At 68.4% G+C, this 25,050-nt stretch carries 26 protein-coding genes and 2 pseudogenes; 18 read left to right on the top strand and 10 right to left on the bottom strand.

What is annotated here, in order from left to right; translation table 11 throughout:
• Positions 1-2: 2 nt before the first annotated feature.
• Together SJY26_RS00710 and recA are read left to right on the top strand one after the other, a co-directional pair.
• Complete coding sequence (locus SJY26_RS00710; RefSeq protein WP_396594261.1) at positions 3-1,892, top strand: M20/M25/M40 family metallo-hydrolase; 1,890 nt, start codon at positions 3-5, stop codon at positions 1,890-1,892.
• Between the two features lie 158 nt (positions 1,893-2,050).
• A complete protein-coding gene (gene recA / locus SJY26_RS00715; protein WP_396595683.1) occupies positions 2,051-3,133 on the top strand; it encodes a recombinase RecA in 1,083 nt (360 codons plus the stop codon).
• A gap of 197 nt (positions 3,134-3,330) precedes the next feature.
• Here recA and SJY26_RS00720 read toward each other — a convergent pair whose 3' ends face one another.
• Positions 3,331-3,696 carry a thiol-disulfide oxidoreductase DCC family protein gene (locus SJY26_RS00720; protein ID WP_396594262.1) on the bottom strand — a complete coding sequence of 122 codons (366 nt, stop codon included), beginning with the start codon at positions 3,694-3,696 and terminating at the stop codon, positions 3,331-3,333.
• Between the two features lie 123 nt (positions 3,697-3,819).
• Here SJY26_RS00720 and SJY26_RS00725 point away from each other — a divergent pair, with 123 nt between their 5' ends.
• Positions 3,820-4,023, top strand: a complete 204-nt coding sequence (locus SJY26_RS00725) for a hypothetical protein (protein WP_396594263.1) — start codon at positions 3,820-3,822, stop codon at positions 4,021-4,023.
• A 101-nt stretch (positions 4,024-4,124) separates the two neighbouring features.
• Entirely contained in the window at positions 4,125-6,773 is a 2,649-nt protein-coding gene (gene alaS, locus SJY26_RS00730; RefSeq protein WP_396594264.1) for an alanine--tRNA ligase, read from the top strand.
• Positions 6,774-6,799: 26 nt separating this feature from the next.
• Here alaS and SJY26_RS00735 read toward each other — a convergent pair whose 3' ends face one another.
• The gene (locus tag SJY26_RS00735) at positions 6,800-8,077 is read right to left on the bottom strand and encodes a bifunctional folylpolyglutamate synthase/dihydrofolate synthase (RefSeq protein ID WP_396594265.1); all 1,278 of its coding nucleotides are present in this window, start codon (positions 8,075-8,077) and stop codon (positions 6,800-6,802) included.
• Positions 8,078-8,275: 198 nt separating this feature from the next.
• Here SJY26_RS00735 and SJY26_RS00740 point away from each other — a divergent pair, with 198 nt between their 5' ends.
• Complete coding sequence (locus tag SJY26_RS00740) at positions 8,276-8,677, top strand: DoxX family protein (protein WP_396594266.1); 402 nt, start codon at positions 8,276-8,278, stop codon at positions 8,675-8,677.
• Here the strand turns inward: SJY26_RS00740 and accD are convergent.
• The 7 genes from accD to SJY26_RS00775 all read right to left on the bottom strand — a co-directional run bounded on the left by accD (position 8,665) and on the right by SJY26_RS00775 (position 14,481).
• Positions 8,665-9,564 (bottom strand): acetyl-CoA carboxylase, carboxyltransferase subunit beta, encoded by a 900-nt coding sequence (gene accD / locus SJY26_RS00745; protein ID WP_396594267.1) that lies wholly within the window; start codon positions 9,562-9,564, stop codon positions 8,665-8,667. The genes SJY26_RS00740 and accD overlap by 13 nt on opposite strands.
• Before the next feature lie 10 nt (positions 9,565-9,574).
• On the bottom strand, positions 9,575-10,405 hold the full coding sequence (gene trpA / locus SJY26_RS00750; RefSeq protein ID WP_396594268.1) for a tryptophan synthase subunit alpha: 831 nt from the start codon (positions 10,403-10,405) through the stop codon (positions 9,575-9,577).
• The gene (locus SJY26_RS00755) at positions 10,402-10,863 is read right to left on the bottom strand and encodes a hypothetical protein (RefSeq protein ID WP_396594269.1); all 462 of its coding nucleotides are present in this window, start codon (positions 10,861-10,863) and stop codon (positions 10,402-10,404) included. The genes trpA and SJY26_RS00755 overlap by 4 nt, the downstream gene beginning before the upstream one ends.
• A 2-nt stretch (positions 10,864-10,865) precedes the next feature.
• On the bottom strand, positions 10,866-12,050 hold the full coding sequence (gene trpB, locus SJY26_RS00760; protein WP_396595684.1) for a tryptophan synthase subunit beta: 1,185 nt from the start codon (positions 12,048-12,050) through the stop codon (positions 10,866-10,868).
• Between the two features lie 85 nt (positions 12,051-12,135).
• Positions 12,136-12,768, bottom strand: coding sequence for a phosphoribosylanthranilate isomerase (locus SJY26_RS00765; RefSeq protein WP_396594270.1), 633 nt, complete (start codon positions 12,766-12,768; stop codon positions 12,136-12,138).
• 79 nt (positions 12,769-12,847) lie between these two features.
• Positions 12,848-13,582 (bottom strand): pseudouridine synthase, encoded by a 735-nt coding sequence (locus tag SJY26_RS00770; RefSeq protein ID WP_396594271.1) that lies wholly within the window; start codon positions 13,580-13,582, stop codon positions 12,848-12,850.
• A complete protein-coding gene (locus SJY26_RS00775) occupies positions 13,579-14,481 on the bottom strand; it encodes a class I SAM-dependent methyltransferase (RefSeq protein ID WP_396594272.1) in 903 nt (300 codons plus the stop codon). Before SJY26_RS00775 ends, SJY26_RS00770 begins: the two co-directional genes overlap by 4 nt.
• 63 nt (positions 14,482-14,544) lie before the next feature.
• Between SJY26_RS00775 and SJY26_RS00780 the strand changes: the two genes are divergently transcribed.
• The 9 genes and pseudogenes from SJY26_RS00780 (at position 14,545) to SJY26_RS00820 (ending at position 21,614) form a co-directional block, all read left to right on the top strand.
• A complete protein-coding gene (locus SJY26_RS00780) occupies positions 14,545-14,832 on the top strand; it encodes a type II toxin-antitoxin system ParD family antitoxin (RefSeq protein ID WP_396594273.1) in 288 nt (95 codons plus the stop codon).
• Positions 14,829-15,158 carry a type II toxin-antitoxin system RelE/ParE family toxin gene (locus tag SJY26_RS00785; protein ID WP_396594274.1) on the top strand — a complete coding sequence of 110 codons (330 nt, stop codon included), beginning with the start codon at positions 14,829-14,831 and terminating at the stop codon, positions 15,156-15,158. Before SJY26_RS00780 ends, SJY26_RS00785 begins: the two co-directional genes overlap by 4 nt.
• Positions 15,155-15,283, top strand: a pseudogene (locus SJY26_RS00790) (DUF72 domain-containing protein); the annotation flags it as partial. The gene SJY26_RS00785 and the pseudogene SJY26_RS00790, both read left to right, overlap by 4 nt.
• Positions 15,284-15,318: 35 nt before the next feature.
• Entirely contained in the window at positions 15,319-15,732 is a 414-nt protein-coding gene (locus SJY26_RS00795) for a hypothetical protein (protein ID WP_396594275.1), read from the top strand.
• 136 nt (positions 15,733-15,868) lie between these two features.
• Entirely contained in the window at positions 15,869-16,618 is a 750-nt protein-coding gene (locus tag SJY26_RS00800; protein WP_396594276.1) for a DUF72 domain-containing protein, read from the top strand.
• 187 nt (positions 16,619-16,805) lie between these two features.
• The gene (locus SJY26_RS00805) at positions 16,806-18,545 is read left to right on the top strand and encodes a M1 family metallopeptidase (protein ID WP_396594277.1); all 1,740 of its coding nucleotides are present in this window, start codon (positions 16,806-16,808) and stop codon (positions 18,543-18,545) included.
• A 342-nt stretch (positions 18,546-18,887) separates the two neighbouring features.
• Positions 18,888-19,947: pseudogene (locus SJY26_RS00810) on the top strand (NAD(P)-dependent alcohol dehydrogenase).
• Positions 19,948-20,035: 88 nt separating this feature from the next.
• Positions 20,036-20,761 (top strand): acetoacetyl-CoA reductase, encoded by a 726-nt coding sequence (gene phbB, locus SJY26_RS00815; RefSeq protein ID WP_396594278.1) that lies wholly within the window; start codon positions 20,036-20,038, stop codon positions 20,759-20,761.
• A gap of 49 nt (positions 20,762-20,810) precedes the next feature.
• Positions 20,811-21,614 carry a DUF4908 domain-containing protein gene (locus tag SJY26_RS00820; protein WP_396594279.1) on the top strand — a complete coding sequence of 268 codons (804 nt, stop codon included), beginning with the start codon at positions 20,811-20,813 and terminating at the stop codon, positions 21,612-21,614.
• On the opposite strand, the gene gloB is transcribed toward SJY26_RS00820, so the two are convergent.
• Positions 21,615-22,343 (bottom strand): hydroxyacylglutathione hydrolase, encoded by a 729-nt coding sequence (gloB, locus tag SJY26_RS00825; protein WP_396594280.1) that lies wholly within the window; start codon positions 22,341-22,343, stop codon positions 21,615-21,617.
• Positions 22,344-22,389: 46 nt separating this feature from the next.
• On the opposite strand from gloB, the gene SJY26_RS00830 reads away from it, so the two are divergent.
• The 4 genes from SJY26_RS00830 to SJY26_RS00845 are packed head-to-tail and all read left to right on the top strand — an operon-like array spanning position 22,390 to position 25,044.
• Positions 22,390-23,154: a methyltransferase domain-containing protein gene (locus SJY26_RS00830; RefSeq protein WP_396594281.1), complete on the top strand. Its 765-nt coding sequence runs from the start codon at positions 22,390-22,392 to the stop codon at positions 23,152-23,154.
• Positions 23,155-23,164: 10 nt separating this feature from the next.
• Positions 23,165-23,677 carry a SixA phosphatase family protein gene (locus SJY26_RS00835; RefSeq protein WP_396594282.1) on the top strand — a complete coding sequence of 171 codons (513 nt, stop codon included), beginning with the start codon at positions 23,165-23,167 and terminating at the stop codon, positions 23,675-23,677.
• Positions 23,674-24,000: a DUF952 domain-containing protein gene (locus SJY26_RS00840; protein ID WP_396594283.1), complete on the top strand. Its 327-nt coding sequence runs from the start codon at positions 23,674-23,676 to the stop codon at positions 23,998-24,000. Before SJY26_RS00835 ends, SJY26_RS00840 begins: the two co-directional genes overlap by 4 nt.
• Entirely contained in the window at positions 24,001-25,044 is a 1,044-nt protein-coding gene (locus tag SJY26_RS00845) for a quinone-dependent dihydroorotate dehydrogenase (protein WP_396594284.1), read from the top strand.
• Positions 25,045-25,050 lie beyond the last annotated feature (6 nt).

The following is a 25,050-nucleotide window of genomic DNA, read 5'->3' on the forward strand; positions in this document are numbered from 1 at the left end:
TTATGATGCGGTGGGCGCTGTTTCTCGGCTCTCTGGCGGTCGCGCTGCTGATCGGAGTCTGGGCGCTCCAGGTACCCGCCCCGCGCGACACCCGGGCCCCCGTCTCCAGCTTCTCCGCCGCCCGGGCCATGCAGGATGTCGAGGTCATCGGGGTCCGCCCTCACCCCGTTGGATCCGCCGACCACACCCGGGTGCGGGACCATCTCTTCGGTCAGATGAGCCGCCTTGGCCTGACCCCCGCCCTGCAGGCCGGGGCCCTCTCGCCCGAGGCTGTAGCCCGGCTGACCGCCTGGGGCGGTGATCCCGCGGCGGTAGCCAACCAGGCCGTCAATCTGGTCGGCGTCCTGCCCGGTCAGGACCGGACCGCCCCGGCCGTCCTGCTCATGGCCCACTACGACAGCGCCTGGGACTCGCCGGGCGCGGCCGACGACGGGGCCGGTGTTGCCGCTGTTCTGGAAGCGGTCCGCGCCATCCGCGCCCGGGGTCCGGCCGAACGCGACCTGGTGGTCCTGTTGACCGACGCCGAGGAACTGAACCTCGACGGAGCCCGAATCTTTTTCTCCGAACACCCTCTGCGGGACCGCATCGGGGCGGTGGTGAACCTCGAGGCCCGCGGCGGCGGCGGCCGGGCCCTGATGTTCGAGACCGGGCGGGGCAACGGCGAAACCATCCGCCTGTTCACCCGCGCAGCCTCCCGGGCTGATGGCGGGGCCAGCTCGAACGCCCTGTCGATCTTCGTCTATGAGTCCATGCCCAACGGCACGGACTTCACCATTCCAAAGAACCGGGGCATCGGCGGAGTGAACTTCGCCTTCATCGGCCGCCCCTCCCAATACCATTCGCCGACCGCCACGCCGAACAACCTCGATCAGGGCGCGGTCCAGCACATCGGCTCCCAGGCGCTGGAGACAACCGACGCCCTCCTGCGCGCCCCGGCCCTGCCCGCCGCGGGTCCGAATGTCGTCTATGGCGACTATCTGGGTCGCGTCTTCATCACCCATTCAACCGGCCTCGGCTGGACCCTGCTGGCGCTCACCGCCGCGCTCGGGGCCTTCGCCGCCTGGGGCGCGCGCCATGCGACCCGGCTTCCGGTCGCCGACGTCGGACGCGGCATGCTGTCGGGTGTTTGGCTTCTGGCCATGGGCGTGGTGGTCACCCACGGGGTTCGGGTGCTCGCCGGCCCCCTGTCCGCCCGCGCGGACTCGGCCGGGGTCTATTACACCCTGCTGCGCCGCCTGCCGTGGATGGAGACCGCGACCGTCCTGGCCGTTCTGGCCGTCGCCCTCGCGGCCCTCGCCGGACGCGCCGCCCTCGGCTCACGGCTGCTGGCCGGGGTCGTCCTCGTCGCGGGGGCGGCCAGCCTGCTCGCGGGCGGGCTCGATCCGGTCATTTTCGTCGCGGGTGCCGTCGCCCTCATCCTGTCGCTCTGGTCCCAGGCCGCTCCGCGCACCGTCTGGGGCGGGTGGCTGGGCCTGATTGCCCTCGTCTTCCTGCTCGGCTGTGCGGCCCAGGCGGCCGCGCCCGAAGCCGCGCTGATCTTTATCTGGCCCGGCCTTCTGGCCGCCCTCGCCGCCGCCGCCTGTGCCGTGACCGGAGCCCGGCTGGAGCATCCGCGATCCCTCGCCCCTGCCGCGATCGCCACCGTTCTGGGCGGTGCCTGGATCGTGACCCTGGCCCATCCGGTCTTCCTCGGCGTCGGCATGGACCTGCCCGGCGTCCTCGCCCTGATGGGCCTGCTGGTGCTGCTGTTCGCCCGCCCGCTCACCCCCACCCATGCCAAGGCGACCCTGGCTGCCGGTGCCGCCGCCTGCCTGATCCTCGCCGTCGGCGTGTCCCTGACAGCCCGTTTCGCCGAGCCGACGCCGCCACCCGCTGCGGGTGGCCCGACCTGATACAACGGCCCCGGTCGCTCGCGCTGAAAAGAACATATTGGCAACCGGAACAAAACGTGTACTGTGCGGTCTCACAGGGAGCGGGTCACGGTCATTGGACCGAAGGCGGGCCTCTCCCCCGGACAGATTTGGGAATCATGGCAAGGGAGGGTGGCAAGGTGGCATCGCAGGCGGCATTGAAACTGGTGGGCAAGGAAGACGGCGACAAGCAGCGCGCGCTGGAGGCGGCGATCGCCCAGATCGACCGCGCCTTCGGCAAGGGCTCGGTCATGAAGCTGGGCAAGGGCGGGATCGCCGATGTGATCCCCTCGGTGTCCACCGGCTCGCTCGGTCTGGACATGGCGCTCGGCATCGGCGGTCTGCCGCGCGGACGGGTGATCGAGGTCTTCGGTCCGGAGTCCTCGGGCAAGACCACCCTGGCCCTGCACACTGTGGCCGAGATCCAGAAATCGGGCGGCACGGCCGCCTTCGTCGACGCCGAACACGCGCTCGATCCCGGCTATGCCCAGAAGCTGGGCGTCAATCTCGACGACCTGCTGGTGTCCCAGCCGGACACGGGTGAACAGGCGCTGGAAATCGTCGACACCCTCGTGCGCTCCGGGGCCGTGGACATTGTGGTGGTCGACTCCGTCGCCGCCCTGACGCCGCGGGCCGAGATCGAGGGCGAGATGGGCGACAGCCTGCCGGGCCTTCAGGCCCGTCTGATGAGCCAGGCGCTGCGCAAGCTGACCGCCTCCATCTCCAAGTCCAACTGCATCGTCCTGTTCATCAACCAGATCCGCCACAAGATCGGCGTCATGTACGGCTCGCCCGAGACGACGACGGGCGGCAATGCGCTGAAATTCTACGCCTCGGTCCGCCTCGACATCCGCCGCACCGGCGCGATCAAGGACCGCGACGAGGTCGTCGGCAACACCACCCGGGTCAAGGTGGTCAAGAACAAGGTCGCCCCGCCGTTCCGCGAGGTCATCTTCGACATCATGTATGGCGAGGGCATCTCCAAACTGGGCGAGATCATCGATCTGGGCGTCAAGGCCGGCATCATCGAGAAGTCCGGCTCCTGGTTCAGCTATGACTCCACCCGCATCGGTCAGGGCCGCGAGAATGTGCGCGCCTTCCTGAAGGCCAATCCTGACATGGCCGCTGCTATCGAAGACAAGGTGCGCAAGTCCACGTCGAAGATCGCCGAGGAACTGCTGGGTTCGCCCGAGCCGGACGAGGGCCAGGACCTCGAGGGCTGACCTCCTCCGCTGCGAAAGTGCACAAAAGTGCACTCCTTTTTTTCGCAGGGCGTCCCTTTGATCATCCTCCCCCCTGGGGGAGGTCCAGACACTCCACCCGGCCGGTCCTCCGCGACCCGCCGCCGACCCCCGCGGGGCTCGGGCCGGGTGGAGGTGGGCCGTCCGGGTTCCCCCCGGGCGGCCCTTTTTTCAGGCCGTCATCCCGCCACCGGACCGCGCGGCCCGAGCGCCCGCTGCAGCCGCGGCCGCACCGTCAGGAAGCGCCGGTACAGCCACTCCAGCCCGGCCAGCACCCGCCCGTTGCGCGCCAGCTGCCCCAGCGGGGCCAGCAGGGGGATCGCCCGCCACATGGCGGCAAACGCCTCGGCCCCCGACACCATCCGCCCGTCCTCCCGCGCATAGAACCGCGCCAGCAGTTCGGCCCGGTCAATCGGACAGCTGCCCTCCCCCGTCGCCACATCGGTAAAGGTGATCGCGCCCCGGCGATCCAGTCGCCGCATCAGGGCGATCTCCCGCCGGCACAGGGGACAGTCGCCGTCGAACCACACTTCCAGTCTGGACATGCCGCCAGTCTATCCCCCCACATCCCCGGCGTCCCGGCCTGCGACCCCGTGTCACCAGACTCTCCCGAGCCCCGGGAGCCTTTTCGCCAGCAGCCGGTTGATGCCCCACACGGAGACCTCCCCATGACCGACGCCGACATCCAGACCCTGACCCAGTTCAACCTCGCCGAGACCGACGACGGCTTCCTGCTGGAGATCGGCGGCAGCGACGGCGGCCTGCTGCGACTGGCCGCCACCCCCGAACAGATCGACGCCATTATCGACGCCCTCGATGCTCTGTTGTCCGAGGATGACGCCGCCGTCGACGCCGTCGACGACGCCGACTGAGGGCCTGCATCGGCGCGGTCACCGGAAAACCTTGGCCGACCGCGCCGCCAGTCTCTATATGCGCGGTTCCTGATCCCGCCGCGCAAACGACTGAACCGCCCATGTCCAGCCTGAAACAGATCCGTTCGACCTTCCTCGACTTCTTCGCGGCCGACGGCCACCAGAAGGTCCACTCGGCCCCGCTGGTGCCCCAGAACGATCCGACGCTGATGTTCGTCAACGCCGGCATGGTGCCGTTCAAGGACTATTTCACCGGCGCGGCCACGCCCCCCTATCCCCGCGCGACCAGCTCCCAGAAATGCGTCCGCGCCGGCGGCAAGCACAACGATCTGGACAACGTCGGCTACACCGCCCGCCACCTGACCTTCTTCGAGATGCTGGGGAACTTCAGCTTCGGCGACTATTTCAAGGAACACGCCATCGAACAGGCGTGGAAACTGGTCACCGAAGGCTACGGCCTCGACGCCAAACGCCTGCTGGTCACCGTCTATATCGACGACGATGAGGCGGCCGCGATCTGGAAAAAGGTCACCGGCTTCGGGGATGACAAGATCATCCGCATCGCCGGCTCCGACAATTTCTGGGCCATGGGCGACTCCGGCCCCTGCGGCCCCTGCACCGAGATTTTCTGGGACTACGGCGACCGCGTCCCCGGCGGCCCTCCCGGCAGCCCGGACGAGGACGGCGACCGGTTCGTCGAGATCTGGAACAACGTCTTCATGCAGTTCGAGAAGGAGAACGACCAGATCGTTCGCAGCCTTCCCAAGCCCAGCGTCGACACCGGCATGGGCCTGGAGCGCATGACCAGCGTGCTCCAGGGCAAGAACTCCGTCTTCGACACCGACCTGTTCCAGACCCTGATCGCCGCCTCCGAGGACGCCACCTCGACGAAGTCGGAAGGCGACCGCGCCGCCAGCCACCGGGTCATCGCCGACCACCTGCGATCCTCCTCCTTCCTGATCGCCGACGGGGTCACCCCCTCGAACGAGGGCCGCGGCTATGTCCTGCGCCGCATCATGCGCCGGGCCATGCGCCACGCCCACCTGCTGGGGGCCGCCGATCCCCTGATGCACCGCCTGGTCCCGACCCTCGTGTCCGAGATGGGCGAGGCCTACCCCGAACTGGCCCGCGCCCAGGCCTCGATCGAGGACACGCTGAAACAGGAGGAGATCCGCTTCCGCACCACGCTCGGCCGCGGCATGGGCCTGCTGGAAGAAGCCACCCGCGACCTGTCCGAGGGCGGGGTCATCCCCGGCCAGACCGCCTTTACCCTGTACGACACCTATGGCTTCCCCCTCGACCTGACCCAGGACGAGGCGCGCCGGCGCGGCTTCACCGTCGACACCGCCGCCTTCGACGCGGCGATGGAACAGCAGAAGACGCGCGGCAAGGCCAACTGGAAGGGCTCGGGCCAGACCGCCTCAACCGGCGAATGGCTGGCACTGAAGGACCGTCTGGGACCGACCGTCTTCACCGGCTATGACGCCGTCGACGGCTCGGGCGAGGTCCTGGCCATCCTCAAGGACGGCACCGCCGCCGACAGCGTCGCGACCGGCGAGACCGCCGAGGTCCTGTTCGACCAGACCCCCTTCTATGGCGAGGGCGGCGGCCAGTCCGGCGACAGGGGCGAGATCGAATGGGACGGCGGGTCCGCCCGCGTCCTCGACGTGCTCAAGCCGACCGGCGACCTCTACGCCCACACCATCGAGGTCACCTCGGGCAGCCTGACCGTCGGCACCCGCGCCCAGCTCCGCGCCGCCCCCGAGGCCCGCCTGACCACCCGCGCCAACCACTCGGCCGCCCACCTGCTGCACGCGGCCCTGGCCCATGTGCTGGGCCCGCACGTGGCCCAGAAGGGCCAACTGGTCGACGCCGACCGGATGCGCTTGGACTTCAGCCACAACGCCCCCGTGACCGAGGCCGAGCTGGCCGCCATGGAGGACGAGGTCAACGCCGTCATCCGCCAGAACCTGCCCGCAGAGACGAAACTGATGGCCCCGCAGGAGGCGATCGAGGCCGGGGCCATCGCCCTGTTCGGCGAGAAATACGGCGACGAGGTCCGCGTCCTGACGCTCGGCCGGTCGCTGGTCGACGCGGCCAAGCCGTATTCGGTCGAACTGTGCGGCGGCACCCATGTGGCCCGCACCGGCGACATCGCCCTGTTCAAGATCATCTCCGAGACGGGCGTCGCCGCCGGCATCCGCCGCATCGAGGCCCTGACCGGCGAGGCCGCCCGCCAGTATCTGCTGGCCCAGGCCGGGGTGGCGAAAACCCTGGCCCAGAGCTTCAAGGTCCAGCCCCTCGACGTCCCCGCCCGGGTCGAGGCCCTTGTCGCCGACCGCCGCACGCTGGAGAAGCAGGTCGCCGACCTGAAGAAACAGCTGGCGCTGGGCGGCGGCGGTTCGGCCCCGGCCGCGCCGGAGGCCATCAACGGCGTCAACCTGATCGCCCGCGTCCTCGACGGCGTCGATGGCAAGGGTCTGCGCGGCGTGGCCGAGGATTTCCGCAAACAGGTTGGCTCCGGCGTCGTGGCCCTGATCGGCGTCACCGAGGGCAAGGCGGCCGTCACCGTGGCCGTGACCTCCGACATCACCGACCGGGTCAATGCCGCCGATCTGGCCCGTGCGGCCGTCCTGGCCATGGGCGGACAGGGTGCGGGCGGCAAGGCCGACTTCGCGCAAGGGGGAGCCCCCGACGGGTCTCTGGCCGAGGCCGGTCTGGCCGCCGTGCGGGCTGCCCTGGCAGGCTGACCGAGGCACCTCCCGGGAGGCCCGGCTCAGACGGGCCAGGTCTCCCGCGAAGCCCCCAGCACCTCGCCGGCCAGATACAGCGAGCCACAGATCACCACCCGCCCGGCCCCTAGCCGCAGCGCCCGGCTCAGCGCCGCCTCGACCGAGGACGAGCTCTGGGCCCCCAGCCCATGGCCCCGCGCCACGGCCGCCAGGGCGGACGGATCGGCGGCAGCCCCCTCGAACCCGACCGTGAACACATGGGCCCCGGACCCCTTCAGGGCCTCGAAGAAGCCGCCGTGGTCCTTGTTGGCCAGCATCCCCACGATCAGGGCCAAGGGCCGGGGCGCTTTCGCCTGACGCTCCGCCAGCGCCTCCGCCAGCGCCCGGCCGGCATGGGGATTATGCCCCCCGTCCAGCCACAGCTCCGCCTCGGCCGACCGCGCCATCTCGCCATAGGGGCCGGCCGTCAGCCGCTGCATTCGCGCCGGCCAGGTCGCCCCTGCTACCCCGGCCGCGATCGCCGTCTCGGGCAGATCCAGCTCCAGCGCCACCGCGACCGCCAGCCCCGCATTGGCGACCTGATGCGGCCCGCGCAGCCCGGGGGCCGGCAGGTCCAGAAACCGCTCCTGATCCTGGAACACCATCCCGCCCCGCTCGGCCCAGGCGTCGAACTCCACTCCCATGACCGTCAGCGGCGTCTGGACCGACCGCGCCTTGGCCTCGATCACCGCCATCGCCGCCTCGGACTGGCGCGCGATCAGCCCCCGCGCCCCGGCCTTCAGGATGCCGGCCTTCTCGCCCGCCACGCCCTCGATCGTCGTGCCCAGAAACTCGGCGTGGTCCAGATCGACCGGCGCGATCACGCTCAGCAGCGGCCGTTCGATCACATTGGTCGCATCCAGCGTCCCGCCCAGCCCGACCTCGACGATGGCCAGATCGGCCGGGACCTCGGCCATGGCCACAAAGGCCGCCGCCGTCGTGCTCTCGAACACCGTCGTCTGCACGCCCTGCACCGCCTCGATCCGGTCCAGAATGGCCGACAGCCGGTCGTCGGAGATCAGCTCACCCGCCAGCCGGATCCGCTCGTTGAACCGCACCAGATGCGGCGAGCTATAGACATGCACTCTCAAGCCCGCCGCCTCGGCCATGGCCCGGATGAAGGCAATGGTCGATCCCTTGCCATTGGTCCCCGCCACATGAACCACCGGCGGCAGATGCAGCTGCGGCTGGCCCAGCACCGCGCACAGCGTCCGCATCCGGTCCAGCGACAGGTCGATCTTCTGCGGATGACGCAGGCGCAGGCGTTCGGAGACGGGATCCATGCCCCATCCTTACCCCTCTCCCGTCGGGAGAGGGAGACCGCGCATGGTCGCGAAGCGGCCATTCTGGCGCGGTCGGGTGAGCGGCCCGGTGCCAACCGGTGACAGACGGTCCCTCACCCTTTCGCGCCAGAACGACGGCGGTGCCGCCGTGCGCTCAAGCCCTCTCCCGCCGGGAGAGGGAAGGTCTAAGGTGTGGAGATGCGCTTGCGCCCGCCCGCCCGCTGGATCCTGATTGCCGCCTACCTCGCGGCCGGCATCCTGCACGTCCTCGCCCCCGCCCCCTTCCTCGGCATCACGCCCGGCTGGGTCCCCTTCGCCCCGACCGTGATCCTGATCACCGGCCTCGCCGAGATCGCCGGAGCCATCGGCCTCATCATCCCCCGCCTGCGCCGCGCGGCGGGCCTCGGCCTCGCCCTCTATGCCGCCTGCGTCTTCCCGGCCAACATCCAGCACGCGATCAATGACCTGACCCTCGCCGACCCGCAGCTCGGCTGGGCGTATCACGGCCCCCGCCTGCTGTTTCAGCCGGTCATCGTCTGGTGGGCGCTATGGGTGGGCGAGGTGACCGACTGGCCGTTCCGCCGGCGTCAGGCCGCCTGACGCCGTCCGCCCATCAGCATCGACAGGATCTTTCCAAGCGTCTCCGGCAGGTCGGCGCGGGCGACCACGCGGTCGACCATACCCTTTTCCTGCAGATATTCGGCCCGTTGGAACCCGGGCGGCAGTTTCTCGCGGATGGTGCTCTCGATCACGCGCGGCCCGGCAAAGCCGATCAGGGCCCCCGGCTCGGCCAGATGCACATCGCCCAGCATGGCGTAGCTGGCCGTCACCCCGCCCGTCGTTGGATCGGTCAGGACCACCACATAGGGGAGCTGCGCATCCTTCAGTTCCTGCACGGCCAGGGTGGTGCGCGCCATCTGCATCAGCGACAGCGCCCCCTCCTGCATCCGCGCCCCGCCGGCGGCGGTGAAACAGACCAGCGGAACCTTGCGCTCGATCGCGGCCCGGGCCGCGGCGATGAAACCCTCGCCCGCCGCCATGCCCAGCGACCCGCCCATGAAGGCGAAGTCCTGAACCACGGCGACCGCCGGTGTTCCGCCGATATCACCAAAGCCGATCGACATGGCGTCCTTCAGACCGGTCGCCTTGCGCGCGGCCTGCAGCCGGTCGCGATAGGACTTGCCGTCCGAGAATTTCAGCGGGTCCTCGGCCACCTCGGGCGAGGCGATCGGCTCATACTCGCCGCCGTCAAAGGTGTAGCCCAGACGCTGGCCGGCGTTGATCCGCATATGCCGACCGGACGGCGTCACCCACAGGGCCGCCTCCAGATCGGGGCGGTACAGCATGTCGCCGCTGTCCGGGTCCTTGACCCACAGATTGTCGGGCGTCTCGCGCCGGCTGACAATCTTGCGCACGCCCGGAGCGAACCGGCTGAGCCAGCCGCTGCGCTTTTCCTGAGGGGCTTTGGGAGGAGTCTTTTCGGCCATCTGCGTGTCTCTAGACGGTTTCACCGACGCGCGCACCGCGCACCGCATCGCCGAGGGCCCTGACCTTCGACAGGACGCGCGCGGCGACCGGCTCACCCGCCTCCAGCGCCGCCGCCACCTCGTCAACCAGGACCGAGCCGGCCACCACGGCATCGGCGACGCGCGCGATCTCGGCCGCCCGTTCCGGCGTCTTCACCCCGAACCCGACCGCGACGGGCAGACCCGACGCGCGACGCACGCGCTCGACCGCCGGAGCGACCGAGGCCGACTGGGCCTCCTTGACCCCCGTCACGCCCGCCACCGAGACGTAATAGACAAAGCCCGAGGTCCGCCGCGCGATCAGCTCCAGCCGCGCATCGTCCGAGGTCGGTGTCGCCAGCCGGATCAGCGACACCGATGCCGCGTCCAGCGCGTCGGTCAGGGGATCGGCTTCCTCCGGCGGGCAGTCGACCACGATACAGCCGTCCACCCCGGCCGCCGCCGCATCCCGCGCGAAGGCCTCATACCCGTAGGATTCGATCGGATTCAGATAGCCCATCAGGATCAGCGGCGTGTCCGCATCCCCCGCCCGGAAGGCGGCGGCCAGATCCAGTGTGCCTCTCAGGGTCAGGCCCGCCTTCAGCCCCCGCAGCGCCGCGCGCTGGATCGGCGGCCCCTCGGCCATCGGGTCGCTGAACGGAAAGCCCAGTTCAATCAGGTCGGCCCCGGCGGCGGGCAGGCCGCGCAGGATTTCCAGCGCCTCCTCGCGCGTGGGGTCCCCCGCCATGACATAGGCGACGAAGCCGGCGCGGCCTTCGGCCTTCAGCGCGGCGAAACGGGCATCGATACGGGCGGTAGTCATTGGGCGGACGGACTCGCGGGAGGGGCGGGCGTGGTGGCGGGCGCAGCGGCCGCGCAGACATCGCCCGGAATGGTGGCCATGCCGATATAGCCGGGCGCTTCCGGCCCGGCCGGGCGGTTGGTATCGTAGAAGGCCTGAAGCTGCATCCCCTCGCAGCCGCCGCCCGGCAGGCGTTTGACGAAGACCACCCGATTGTCGTCGCCGGCGGCCGGGATCCAGCCGTCGGCCTCGAAATGGGCGACATAGACCTCAGCCAGCGCACCGATCGCCGCCAGCGGCGCGGTCACACAGAACGCCTGACCAGCCATGCCGTACAGATTACCGCAGGTGGCGTCCGCGGTCCCGCCGGGCAGGACGGGAGCCTCGACGGGGCCGCCCCGGGCCGAGCTTTGGGCCAGCGCAGGCCCGGTGAGCAGCGTTGCCGCGAAAGCCGCCACCATGGTCCGGACAACCGTCATCCTCACAACTCCACGCCCAGATGCTTCGCCACGGCGAAGATGTCCTTGTCGCCGCGGCCGCACATGTTCAGCACCACATCGCCACCCGTACCGATCTCGGCCGCGATCTCGCCGATCCGGGCCAGGGCATGGGCGGGTTCCAGCGCCGGAATAATCCCCTCCAGTTTTGAACACAGCTGGAACGCCTCCAGCGCCTCCACGTCGGTGGCCGCCCGGTACTCCGCCCGGCCCATGTCCTTCAGCCAGGCGTGCTCGGGCCCGATGCCGGGATAGTCCAGACCCGCCGAGATCGAATGGCCTTCCAGGATCTGCCCGTCGGCGTCCTGCAGCAGGTAGGTCCGGTTGCCGTGCAGCACGCCTGGCCGCCCGCCCTGCAGCGACGCCGCGTGGTCCGGTCCGTCCAGCCCCCGCCCGGCCGCCTCGATCCCGATCAGCCGCACGCCCGCGTCCTCGATGAACGGATGGAACAGACCGATGGCGTTCGACCCGCCGCCGATCGCCGCCACGCAGGCGTCCGGCAGTTTCCCGCGCCGGGCCAGCATCTGGGCCTTCGTCTCCTTGCCGATCACGCTCTGGAAGTCGCGCACCATGGCCGGATAGGGATGCGGCCCCGCCGCCGTACCGATCAGATAATAGGTGTCGTCGACATTGGTGACCCAGTCGCGCATCGCCTCGTTCATGGCGTCCTTCAGCGTGCCGCGACCCGAGGTGACGGGGATGACCTCGGCCCCCAGCAGCTTCATGCGGAACACGTTCGGCGACTGCCGCTGCACGTCCGCCGCGCCCATATAGACGACGCACTGCAGGCCGAACCGGGCACAGACGGTCGCCGTCGCCACCCCGTGCTGGCCGGCGCCGGTCTCGGCAATGATCCGCTTCTTGCCCATCCGCATGGCCACCAGGATCTGGCCCATGCAGTTGTTGATCTTGTGCGCGCCGGTGTGGTTCAGCTCGTCGCGCTTGAACCAGATATTGGCCGCCCCGTGATGGGCGGTCAGCCGCTCGGCGAAATACAGCGGGCTGGGACGGCCGACATAGTGGGTCAGATAGTCGTCCAGCTCGGCCTGGAAGGTCGGATCCGCCTTGCAGCGCTCGTAGGCCTGGTTCAGCTCCAGCACGAGCGGCATCAGGGTCTCGGCCACGAACCGCCCGCCATAGGGGCCGAACCGGCCCTCCGCGTCGGGCATGGCGTACTGGTTGGGCAGGATGGCGTTCACGGCGGTCAGCTTTCGCGCAGGCAGGGGCCCGAAATGCGGCCCAGGGGCAAAACAGTCAGGCCACGGCCTTCAGAAAGGCCGCGATCCGGGCCGCGTCCTTAACACCGGGCGCGCTTTCGACGCCAGAGGACACATCCAGCAGGGGCGCGCCGCTGATCGCCGCAGCCTCGGCCGCATTGTCCGGGGTCAGGCCGCCCGCGAGGAACCAGGCTTTGCGGAATGACCGCCCCTTCAGCATCGCCCAGTCGAACGATGCCCCGACCCCGCCGGGAAGGTCCGAACCCTCCGGCGGCCGCGCGTCGAACATCAGGTGATCGACGTGATCCTCCCAGCCGTTCGCTGCCTCCAGGTCTGCCACGGTCGACACGGGCAGGACCTTGATGATCCCCGCCCCGGTCAAAGTCCGCACCTGATGCGCCCGCGCCACCGTCTCGCGCCCGTGCAACTGCACGAAGTCCGGTCTCAGATGGGCCCCGATCCGGCTCAGCAGATCATCATCCGCGTCGACCGTCACCGCCACGATCCCGGCCCGCCCCCGCGCTCGCTCGAACAGCGGTCGCGCGTCCTCGGGCGAGATGTCGCGCGGACTCCGGCCAAAGAACACCGCGCCGACGAACGCCGCGCCGTGATCAAGGGCGGCATCCAGGGTGTCGGGGGTGGTCAAGCCGCAGATTTTCACGCTTGTCATGTCCCGCAGGTGAGGCCTGCGCCAGCCGCGGTCAAGCGCGATAGAGCCCCCGTCCGGGTCGGACCCGCGTACGGTTGCCTCAGGCGAAGATCGCCGCCGTCTCGGCCGCCGTCGCCAGCCGCCAGTCCCCGGCGGCCAGATCCGCCGGAAGCGCCAGCCCACCGATCCGCTCGCGATGCAGGGCCTCCACATGGTTCCCCGTGGCCGCGAACATCCGCCGCACCATATGATAGCGCCCCTCCGTCACCGTCAGCCGCGCCTCGGTCGGCGACAGCACCTCCAGCGCGGCCGGAGCCAGCGGCTTGTCCTCGCCCTCCAGCACCAGCCCGCCCGCCGCGAACAGGGCCGCCTCGGTCCCCGCCAGCGGCCGCGCCAGGGTCGCGCGATAGACCTTGGCCACATGGCGTTTGGGGCTGATCACCCGGTGCAGCAGATCCCCGTCGTCGGTTAGCAGCAGCAACCCGGACGTCTGCTTGTCCAGCCGGCCGATCGTGGAGATGGCCGGGTCCCGCCGCCGCCACCGTTCGGGCAGGACATCATAGACCAGATCGCCGTCCTCCTTGTGCGAACAGGTCATGCCCAGCGGCTTGTTCAGGATCAGCACCAGACCCGCCGGCGGGTCCAGCGGCCGCCCGTCGACCTGCATCCGGTCCGGCAGGTCCGGCGTCACCGCGATCCGTTTCGACACATCCGTCAGGTCGACCCCGTCCAGAACGATCCCCCCTACCTTGCCCAGCCGGGCGATCTCGGTGCGCGAGCCATAGCCCATCGAGCCCAGCAGCTTGTCGACGCGGCTGGTCGGCGTTTTGCTCACTTCACTGCCTCGAACAGCTTGTATCCGCCGCCGTCGGTCCCCGGCGTCACCCGCCGGAACGCGGCCTTCAGCTCGGCCTCATAGGGCAGGTGCCGGTTGGCCACGAGCCACAGGGTTCCGCCCTTCTTCAGCATCGCCGCCGCCTTGACGATGAACGCCTGGCCCAGTCGCCGGTCCTCGGCCCCTCCGTCGTGGAAGGGCGGATTGCAGACGATGAAATCGAGATCCCCCGCAGCCTCCAGCACCCGCACATCGGCCCATTCGAAGCTCGCCCGCGGGTCCTCGACATTCCTGCGCGCCGCCTCGACCGCCCGGCGATCCAGATCGATCAGCCTCAGGCTCGTGACCGCCGCGCTCCGCAGCACCACCGTCGCCAGCGCCCCATAGCCGCAGCCCAGATCCGCCCCTGCGCCCTTCAGGGTCGGCAGTTGCGCCGCCAGCAGGGCCGAGCCGCCGTCGATCCGGTCCCAGGCAAACACCCCCGGCTGCGACCAGGCCTCCAGCCCCTCGACCCGCTGCATCGCCCCGGCCGCGATCGCCGCCTCCAGCCCCGTGACCGTCTCCGGCTTCACCACGACACAGCGCCGGTGATGCGCCTTGGCGCTCTCGCCGACCTCCAGGCCAAAGCCTTCCAGCTCCTTCTTCAGACGCGACCCGCCGCGATCCTTGGGGGCCATGACATCCAGCCGCCCCCCGACCTGCAGCGCCCTCAGCGCCTGGGCCAGCACATAGCGCCGCTCCAGCACCCCCGGAGGGGCATAGACCATCGCCGCCTCCACCGACCCGTCGGCCAGCTCTTCAATCGGGGTCGAGCCGGGAATGCGGGGCGACGTCTGGTTCGCCGCGCCCGGCGGATCGAACACCAGCGGCGGGCGGTCATAAAGGATCGATGTCGTCATCGGCGGTCCATAGTCGTTTCGGCCGCTCGAGGAAACCGGAGGCGTGGACAGGTTTGGCAAGGTTTGCCATCATCTGTTCCGCACAGGAGCCGTCCCATGGCCACCATGAACATCTCACTCCCCGATCCCATGAAAGTCTGGGTCGAATCGCGGACAGAGGACGGCCGCTACGCCAACTCCAGCGACTACGTCCGCGACCTGATCCGGCGCGATCAGGTGAGGGTCGAGAAGATCGCCCACTGGCAACGCCTGATCGACGAGGGACGCGCGAGCGGCATCTCTGACAAGACCATCGATCAGATCTTCGATGAAGCCCGGGCCGAGTACGAGCGTAAACAGAGCGCGGCGTGACATCCGGGAGCGTCTCCCGCGACGCCGAGATCGATCTGATGTCGATCTTCCTGACCGGCATGGAACAGTTCGGTCTGCGGCAGGCCGAGCGTTATCGTGACGGCCTGAAACGGGCGTTTGAACTTCTGGCCCAATTCCCCGACATGGCCAGAACCCGGCCGGAATGGCCTGTAACCGTTCGCGCCTTCCCGCATGGATCGCGGGTGATCATCTACGAACAGGTCGAGTCCGGGATACTGATTGTTCGCGTGCGACACGGTCTTGAGGACTGGATCGATGATCTGCTTGTCGGCGACACGGACCAGACTCCTGGAGAGCACCCATGACCCACCCCATCCACATCGGCATCGGCGGCTGGACCTATGAGCCGTGGCGCGGCGTCTTCTATCCGGCCGATCTGGTCCAGAAGCGCGAGCTGGAGTTCGCGTCGCGGGCCCTGACCACTATCGAGCACCAGTGCGGAGTTAAGCACTGTGTGAGCGTCGCATGACGACCTCGGCCAAAACCAAGATCTTCGGGTTGTTGGCCGCCGCGCTCGTCGCTTGGGTGCTGACCGTGGTGTTTGATCTAGCTCCCATGGTTTTGATCCCGATGGGAGAACGCATTTTCGGAGCGGAGATTCCTACCGCCATCGATCCAGTTCAGCTCAGAAACATCGTCACGCTCTACGCGGCATTCGGCCTGCCAATCGCCGTCCCGTTCGTGCTGATTGCGGGGTTTCCAGCCTGGAAACGCTGGGAGAGCCGTGGCCGTGCGCACAAACGAGACGCGATCTGGTTGGGTGCGATCATCGGAGTGCTGCTGGGACTGGCCTTTGCCGCTTACATCTTAGTCTACGGCTTACAGACGATGGCCGACCAAACTCGAGCTTCCACTCGTGGAATTACGGGTATCAGATGACTGCTGATGGCATGCCCACAGCTCTCGGGTGGACGTTCCAACTACTCGACATCGCTCTGACTGCTGTCACGGGGGCTGCTGCGGGACTAACAGCGTGGACGGTTGCAACGATCATGGAACCGGAAAGGAGGCCAGGGTGACTGGAAAAATCTACATTGGCGTCGGCGGCTGGACCTATGAGCCGTGGCGGGGCGTCTTCTATCCGTCCGACCTGGTCCAGAAGCGCGAGCTGGAGTTCGCGTCGCGCGCCCTGACCTCGATCGAGATCAACGGCACCTACTATTCCACCTTCAAGCCCGACAGCTGGCTGAAATGGCGCGACGAGACTCCGGACGGCTTCCTCTTCTCGGTCAAGGCCAGCCGCTACTGCACCAACCGCAAGATCCTGTCCGACATGGGCGAGTCCATGGACCGGTTCCTGGGTCAGGGCCTGACGGCACTGGGCGACAAGCTGGGCCCCATCAACTGGCAGTTCATGGGCACCAAGAAGTTCGACCCCGGGGATTTCGAGGGCTTCCTGAAACTGCTGCCAAAGGAGCGCGACGGTGTCCGCCTCCGCCACGCGGTCGAGGTCCGTAACCCCACCTTCGACACCCCGGCCTTCCATGACCTCGCCGCGAAATACGGCGTCGCCATCGTCTATGCCGAGGACGACGAGGAACCGACCTGGCCCCGCATCGACCAGGAAACGGCAGACTTTAGATACGCCCGGCTGATGTCCAGCCGCGAGGACGAGCCGACCGGCATGTCCGCGGCCGAGCTGGACGCCATCGCCGACCGCACCCAAGCCTGGGCGAAACGCGGCGCGGTGTTCGCCTATTTCATCGCCGGGGCGAAGGTCAGGAACCCGGCTGCGGCCCAGGCCCTGATCAAGAAACTGGGCTGAGACCGCCTCGGGCACCACGACCCTGTCCGGTTCGGGGTTCGATTCCGATGTCGTGGTCCGACCCGAAGCCGACCTCCCTGACGTCCGCTTCTGACAAACCCGCTGTGTTCATTCAGCCTTCGTGCGTCTTGATGAAGCCGAACGTCAGCCGCTACGGTCACCCGCAATGCCTTGGGGGAGTTCTGTTGTGTTCAGTTCCGTTTCGAACCCCCTCATCGGCACCTCTTTGCTGGCGCTCAGCCTGGCCGCGTGCGCCACGCCAGCCACAGCGGTCCTGGCCCAGACCCAGCCACTCGCGGTGGCAGCTCCCCAATCCACCGACTTCACCCTCCAGACCGACCAGCTGCGCACGCCCGAGCAACTTGCCGTGCGGTTCGATAAGGCCGACCTTTCGATCCGGGTCATGCCAGAGACGAAGACCATCGACGCGGTTGCCGTGCTCCACTTCAGCGCTACGGCACCGGTGTCGGCCATAGTGGTCGAGCTGGACACCATTCTGCCGGTCTCGGCCGTCGCTGTGGACGGAGCGGTGGTCACGAACTGGACCAACCCGGAAGGTCGCATGACCATCCCGCTGGGCAGCACACTCGCTGCTGGCGAGACCGTGTCGGTGCGTATCGAGTATGCCGGTGCGCCTCGTGTGGCCCCGAACTCGCCGTGGGACGGCGGCTTCAGCTGGGCCACGGCGCCCTCGGGCGAGCCGTGGATCGCCACGGCGGTTCAGGGCGAGGGCTGCGACATCTTCTGGCCTTGCATTGACCACCCGCTGGCCGAGCCGGGCCGCGTGGACCTGCACATTACCGTGCCGCCCGGCCTGTCGGCGCCATCGAACGGACGTTTCCTCGGCATGACCACCGGTGCTGACGGCTGGACGACCTGGAACTGGTCGGCGGCCAATCCGAACACATACGCCATCGCCCTGAACATCGGGCCGTATGAGGCTATGACGGCCGACTATCACAGTCGCTTCGGCAACGTCGTGCCGATGACCTATTGGTACCTGCGCTCGGATGATCTCACCAAGGTGCGCGGCCTGTTCGCCGAGTTCGCGCCCATGATGGACTTCTATGAAGCGACCGTCGGTCCCTACCCCTTCGGCGACGAGAAGATGGGGGTGGTCGAGACCCCGCACCTCGGAATGGAGCACCAGACGATTAACGCCTATGGCAACGCCTACAAGATCGACGGGCGTGGCTTCGACTGGCTGCTGCACCACGAGCTGTCGCACGAGTGGTTCGGCAACCAGCTGACCAACGTCAACGCCGACGACATGTGGCTGCACGAAGGCCTTGGCAGCTATATGCAGCCGCTCTACGACCGCTGGCTGAACGGCGACCGCTACATGCAGGTGTCGCTGTCAAGCCAGCGCCGGGGCCTTCGCAATGCCTTTCCGGTCGTCTCCGGCACTCTGAAGACCGAGGATCAGGTCTATGACGGTGCCATCGGGCCGGGCGGCGACATCTACTCCAAGGGCAGTCTCATCGCCCATTCGCTGCGACTGCTGATCGGCGACGAGGCCTTCTTCAACGCGGTGCGAAGGCTGGTCTATGGCCGTCCCGATCCAGCGCCGGGCAATTTCCAGCCCCGCTACGCCTCGACGCCGGAGTTTCTGGCGCTGGTCAATGAGGAGACCGGCGGCGACTTCGGTTGGTTCTTCAGGGGCTACCTCTATCAGGCGGTCCTGCCCGATCTGATCGAGAAGCGCGAAGGCGACGGGCTGACCCTGCGCTGGGTCACCGGCGACGGCGAGGCCTTCCCCATGCCGGTAGAGGTCGAGGTGAACGGCGTGGTCCAGACCGTTCCCATGACCGGCGGGCAAGGGTCACTGGCTGTACCGGCGAACGCTCATGTACTGATCGACCCGGCCAACAAGGTGCTGCGCCGCATGGAGCGGATCGACGGCACTCGACCTGCCACAACGGGCTGAGGATCATTCGTCGTCCCCGAACAGCCCTTCCCAAGGTCCGCTCTCTGGACGCGGGCTCGGTCTCCGGCTGCGATCACCGGGACCGGGGTGCGCAACCCGGCAGCAGCGCAAACCTGATCGGAAAGCCGGGCTGAGGCCGCGCCGATACGTCCGATTCTGACGCATCGCCGTGCCAGGGTGACTTTTGGGGGTCGGACCCGGCCCCATACAGGGGTGGCCCCGGTGGACGAAGCGGACTCAACGGACTCAACGGACTGTGTTTTTCGGAGTCCACTTCGCCTTGCGGCAACCCGCCGCCAGCCACATCTAAATGGCCCTGCCGACAATCCGGACTGATCCCTCATGCCCATCGCCACACGCGCCTTCGCCGCCGTCGCCGCCGACAGGCCGCTGGAGCCCTACAGCTTCGAGCGCCGTGATCCGGGTCCGGACGATGTCGCGATCGACGTGAAGTTCTGCGGAGTTCTGCCACTCCGACCTGCACGTCGCCGCCAATGAGCTCGGCAACACCCGCTACCCCATCGTCCCGGGGCATGAGGTCGCGGGCGTCGTTTCGGCGGTCGGGGCCAACGTGACGAAGTTCAAGGTCGGCGACCGCGTCGGGGTCGGCTGTATGGTCGACAGCTGCCGCACCTGTGCCCCCTGCCGCGAGGGCGAGGAACAGTATTGCGTCCCCGGCATGACCCAGACCTATGGCTCGGCCGACCCCAAGGGCGGCCCGGTCAATCAGACGGTGACCCAGGGCGGCTACTCGGACCACATCACGGTGGACCAGAACTACGTCCTGTCCATCCCGGACTCGATCCCGCTGGACGCCGCAGCCCCCCTGCTGTGCGCCGGCATCACCACCTATTCGCCGCTGAAGCACTGGAAGATCGGCCCCGGCTCGAAGGTCGCGGTCGTGGGTCTCGGCGGTCTCGGCCATATGGCCGTCAAACAGGCGGCGGCCATGGGGGCCGAGGTGACGGTCATCTCCACGTCCGATCGCAAGAAGGCCGATGCCGAGCGGATGGGCGCGAAGCATTTCCTCATCAACTCCGACAAGGCAGCGATGGCGGCGGCGGCCGAAAGTTTCGATCTGATCATCAACACCGTGTCCGCGACCCACGAGATCGCGGGGCAGATCCAGCTGCTGGCGAAGGACGGCACCATGGTCATGCTGGGCCTGACCACCGAGGGCCTGCCGGTCTATGCCATGGGTCTGCTGTGGCGACGCCGTTCGGTCGCCGGCTCCCTGATCGGCGGCATCCGCGAGACCCAGGAGATGCTGGACTTCTGCGCCGCCAATGACATCGCCTGCGACGTCGAGGTCATCGCGCCCGACCGGATCAACGAGGCCTATGAGCGGATGGGCAAGTCCGACGTCCGCTACCGCTTCGTGCTGGATATGGCGCAGCTGTAGCGGGGTTTGCGCGCAACCGCCGAGCCGCTACACCTGTTCACCACAAGGCTTCGCATCAGACTGAGCCAGGCAGGGAACAGGAACGCACATGGCTCGAGTGGCTTTCGTCACGGGTGGAACCCGCGGGATCGGCAAGGCGATCGCCCAGCGCCTCAAGGAGGATGGCCTGGCGGTCGCCGCCGGCTATTCCGGCAATACGGAAGCGGCCGAGGCCACGGCCCGGGAGCTGGGGGTCATGGTCGTCAAGGGCAACGTCGGCTCCTATGACGACTGCGCCCGCGCGGTCGCCGAGGTCGAGGCCGAACTCGGCCCGATCGACGTGCTGGTCAACAATGCCGGCATCACCCGCGACGGCTTCTTCCACAAGATGACCGCCGATCAGTGGTCCGACGTCATCCGCGTCAATATGGACAGTGTGTTCAACATGACGCGCCAGGTCATCAACGGCATGCGCGATCGCGGCTATGGCCGCATCGTCAACATCTCCTCGATCAACGGTCAGAAGGGCCAGATCGGCCAGACCAACTATTCGGCCGCCAAGGCCGGCATGATCGGCTTCACCAAGGCCCTGGCCCTTGAAAACGCTCGAAAAGGCGTGACCGTCAACTGTATCGCCCCCGGCTATATCGACACCGAAATGGTCGGGGCGATGGACGAAAAGGTCCTGGCGGCCATCGTCGCCCAGATCCCGGTGGGCCGCCTCGGCAAGGGTGAGGAGATCGCCGACATGGTGTCCTGGCTGTCCGGAGAGCGTGCCGGATATGTCACAGGCTGCACCCTGTCATTGAACGGCGGTCAATACCTCGTCGGCTGACGCGACCTCGCCCAAAATCTGCCGCGCCCGGCGCGCAACCCTTTTTACCATGAGATCAAGGGTCAAGGTCGAGGCGGCAATAAAGCCGATCCCGGCGGCGCTGGCGGTTGCCGCCGCCGCCGCGCTCGCCTGCCTGGTCGGACCCACTACCGCCCGTGCGTTCGACGCAACACAGGCTCGCGCCAACGCCCAGGCCGAACAGAGCCGTGCCATCAGCGTCCGGCCGTCGCTGTCGGGCGCGCCACCGTCCGGACGATACATGTCTGAAAGCGGCGAGCCTTTCATCTTTGACGGCACCCGGTCACGTCCCCTGTTCCGGTTCGAGCGCCGCACCGAAACCTGGGTTCTGCGCCCCACCCCCGCACCGCGGGGCGACATCATCTATCGCAATGACGCCGGGGCCCAGGTTCTCCGGGTAACTCCGGGCGGCGGCGTCACCCTGTACACCCAGCGGGCCCCCAATGGATCGCCGGCCTCCCTCGTCGGCGGTGCGGCCCCGCTGGTGCTCCCGCCGCTGGGCCCGATTGGCCTGTTCAGCCTGATGAACCAGCGCGGCAGTCAGGTCAGCCAGGCGCTGGGGCGGCTGGTGGTCATCAACCTGAGCGGTGACCAGTCCGAGGAGTTGATGGTGGATGCCCTCATGGTGACCACCGAGGCCGTGATCCGGATGGCACGTTCGCCAACCTGGCGTGACGAGCTGAACACCCTGCGGAGCATCACCCTCCTCGAAGGCGACCGGGCCTCCGTCACCTTCCGGCGGGGTGATCTTCTGGTCGTGGTCAACCCGGCCCAGGAGCTGGAAGGCCGGCCGTCGTCCTCCACCATCATCCGCGCGGTCTCGCGCGACGACTGATCAGCCCGAGAAACTGTCCTTTGCGGCGCGCCGCCGGGCGAATTCCGGAGCGTTGCCCGCCGTCAGGAAGGGGTTCAGCCGCCGCTCCAACCCCAGGGTCGTCGGCACGGTGGGCTCACCCCGCTCCCGCGCGGCAAAGATCGCCGCAGCATGGGCCCGCGTCTCCGCCCGGTCATCGACGCTCAGCAGAAACCGGGCATTGGCCGCGGTGTACTCGTGGGCCCCGTACAGCACCGTATCGTCGGGCCACGCCAGCAACCGGCACAGACTGTCCCACATCTGCTCCGGCGTCCCTTCAAACAGCCGTCCGCAGCCGAGGGGAAACAGGGTGTCCCCGGTGAACGCGATGCCGTCCGTCACCGAGCGAAACACGACATGGCCCAGTGTATGGCCCGGGGTCGCGGTGACATGCAGCGCAGTCCCGCCGATCATCACGACATCCCCTTCCTCGACGACCTGATCCAGCGGCGCGACCCGCCGGACCTCCTCGGGACCGTGGATGTCGCAGCCCGTCTCGGCCTGCAGCCGCGCATTCCCCTCGGTGTGATCACCGTGCCAGTGGGTATTTAGAACCCGGTCCAACCGGCCCCAACCGAGGGCGGCGATGGCATCGAGGATCACCTGTGCGTCGGGCGTATCGATCGCCGCCACCGTCCCGGTCGCCTCGTCTCGGGCGAGAAAGGCATAGTTGTCGGTCCGGGCCGGAAACACGTGAACGGTCAGGGGCATCAGTCATCCTTGGTGCAGCGGCACTGATCGCCATATAGTCCTCACCATGCGCCGCGCCATCGAAGACCTGCGAACCTTCTACGGCGAGCCGACCGGAGCGCTGGTCCGCCGACTGCTGGCCCGGCGTCTGGATGATGCCTGGGGCGAGGCCCCCGGTTGTGATGTCCTTGGCATCGGCTATGCCACGCCGTGGCTGGACGCCTTCGTGGGTGCCCGACGCGTCATCGCCGCCATGCCTTCGGGCCAGGGCGTTGAGCTGTGGCCGGCCGCCGGACGCAACCGGACCTTGCTTGTAGATGACCGCCGCCTGCCCTTCGCGGCCGGATCTTTCGATCGCGTGCTTCTGGTCCATGCGTTGGAAGAGGCGGAGGATCCCACCCAGCTTCTGACCGAGGCGGTGCGGGCCCTCGCACCAGCGGGTCGCATCATTCTCGCCGCCGCCGCCCGGGGGGGGCTGTGGGCCCGGGCCGAAGCGACGCCGTTCGGTCATGGTCGTCCCTTCACCCGCAGCCAGCTGGAGCGCCTCGTGCGCGAGGTCGGTCTGGAACCCACGGCCTGGTCCCAGACCCTCTACGTTCCGCCCTGGCCGCCCCTCTTGGGTTTGGCGGACGGATTTGAACAGGTCGGCCGCCGAATCGCGCCGGGTGCGGCCGGCGTCATCCTGCTGGAAGCCACGCGTCAGGCCTACGCCCGCATCCGTCCTTCGGGGAGCGCACGGCGCGTCCGCGCCGAGGCCGGCGGTCTCGCCCCGCAGCCGGCCCATCGCGCGTCACGGCGCAGCGGGGTGGATGCGAACGGCGAACCGCTTTAAGCGCGGCACCATGCACCGTCTCATCCTGATGCGTCACGCCAAGACCGAGCGCGCGGCCGAAAGCGGCCTCGACCGGGACCGCGCCCTCACCGACCGCGGCCGCGCCGACGCAATCCTCATGGGCTCAGTACTCGCGGACAAGGGGCTGCGGCCCGATCTGGCTCTGGTGTCTCCTTCGGTTCGCACTCGCCAGACGTGGGAGGCGATGCACGACGCTCTCGGAGACGTCGAGCTCAGGATCGAACCCCGGCTTTATGACGCTGCCCCGGACGTGATCCGCCGCCTCGTCGAGGACGCAGAGGATCAGGCCGGTTGCCTGCTGGTCCTGGCCCACAATCCCGGCGTCCACCTCGCAGCCCTCGACTATCTCACCGAGAGCGCCGCCTCGCCGTCGGTTCTCGACCGGATGGCCGGGGGGTTCGCGACCGGGGCTGTGGCTGTCTTCGAGGTCGATGTGGCCGGTCGCTGCCTCTACGACGGGTTCCTGACGCCAAAGGCCTTCGGCGGCGGTGCCGGCGAATGACCGACGCCGTGGCCTACAAGATCATTGATGCCGCGGAATGGCGTGAGGCCCTAGCGGAAGGACACTACGCTGGTTCGGAGGTGGACCGGGCGGACGGCTACATCCATCTCTCCACCGGGGCCCAGCTGGGCGAGACGGCACGTAAACACTACGCGGGGCGCGCCGACCTGATGCTGCTGACCGTCGATCTGGAGAGCCTCGCGGACACCGTAGTCTGGGAACCTTCGCGCGGCGGTGCCCTGTTTCCTCACATCTACGGCCCGCTGCTCGTCAGCGCCGTCACCGCCGCCGAAGCCTTCGACGCGCCGACCGGAGCCGACTGAATGCTCTCCGACATCGGCGTCGCGGCCTTCCGCCGGCTTGATCCGGAGACCGCCCACACCCTCGCCATCGCGGCCCTGAAGACCCTGCCGCTACCATCGGCTCCTGACGACGATCCCATCCTGGCCACCCGGGTGGCCGGGCTCAACCTCCCCAACCCGGTCGGGCTCGCGGCAGGCCTGGACAAGAATGCCGAGGCGCTGCGCGGCCTCGCCCGACTGGGCTTCGGCTTTGTGGAATGCGGCTCCGTCACGCCCCGCGCCCAGTCCGGCAACCCCAAGCCCCGGCTGTTCCGTCTTTCCGAAGACCGGGCCATCATCAACCGGATGGGGTTTAACAATGAGGGCCTCGAGGCCTTTGCCGCCCACCTCCAGCATCGGCCTCGCCGCTCCGTGGTCGGGGCCAATCTGGGTGCCAACAAGCAGACGGAAGATCGCGCGGCGGACTATGTGCTCGGGCTCAGGCGACTAGCCGGTCTGGCGGATTATTTCACCGTCAACATCTCCTCGCCGAACACCCCCGGGCTACGGGCCCTGCAGGGCCGTGACGCGCTGGACGATCTGCTGGGCCGGGTGGCTCAGGCGCGATCCACCGCCGCGCCTGTCTTCCTGAAGATCGCTCCGGATCTCACCGCCGCCGAGATCGCCATGATCGTGGAGGCCGCCCTCGCGCACCGGATCGATGCCCTGATCGTCTCCAACACCACGCTCGACCGGCCAGCGACCCTGATGTCCCCGGATCGCGGGCAGGACGGCGGCCTGTCGGGGGCTCCCCTCGCGCCACGGGCGCTTCAGGCCCTGAGGGCGGCGGGCGAGGCGTCGGCCGGGCGGCTGCCCCTGATCGCCGTCGGTGGCATAGATTCGGGGCTCGAGGCCTACCGCCGAATTCGGGCCGGGGCCTGTGCCGTCCAGATCTATTCGTGCCTGATCTTTGAAGGGCCAGGTCTGGTGCGGAAGATCAAGCGCGACCTCGCGGAACGGCTACGGTCGGATGGCCTCAAATCCATCCAGGAAGCAATTTCCGCCGGCCCGTTGACGGAGCGTTAGGGGCGA

Origin of the sequence: Brevundimonas sp. R86498 (genome assembly GCF_044598075.1) — a bacterium.
Lineage (GTDB): Bacteria > Pseudomonadota > Alphaproteobacteria > Caulobacterales > Caulobacteraceae > Brevundimonas.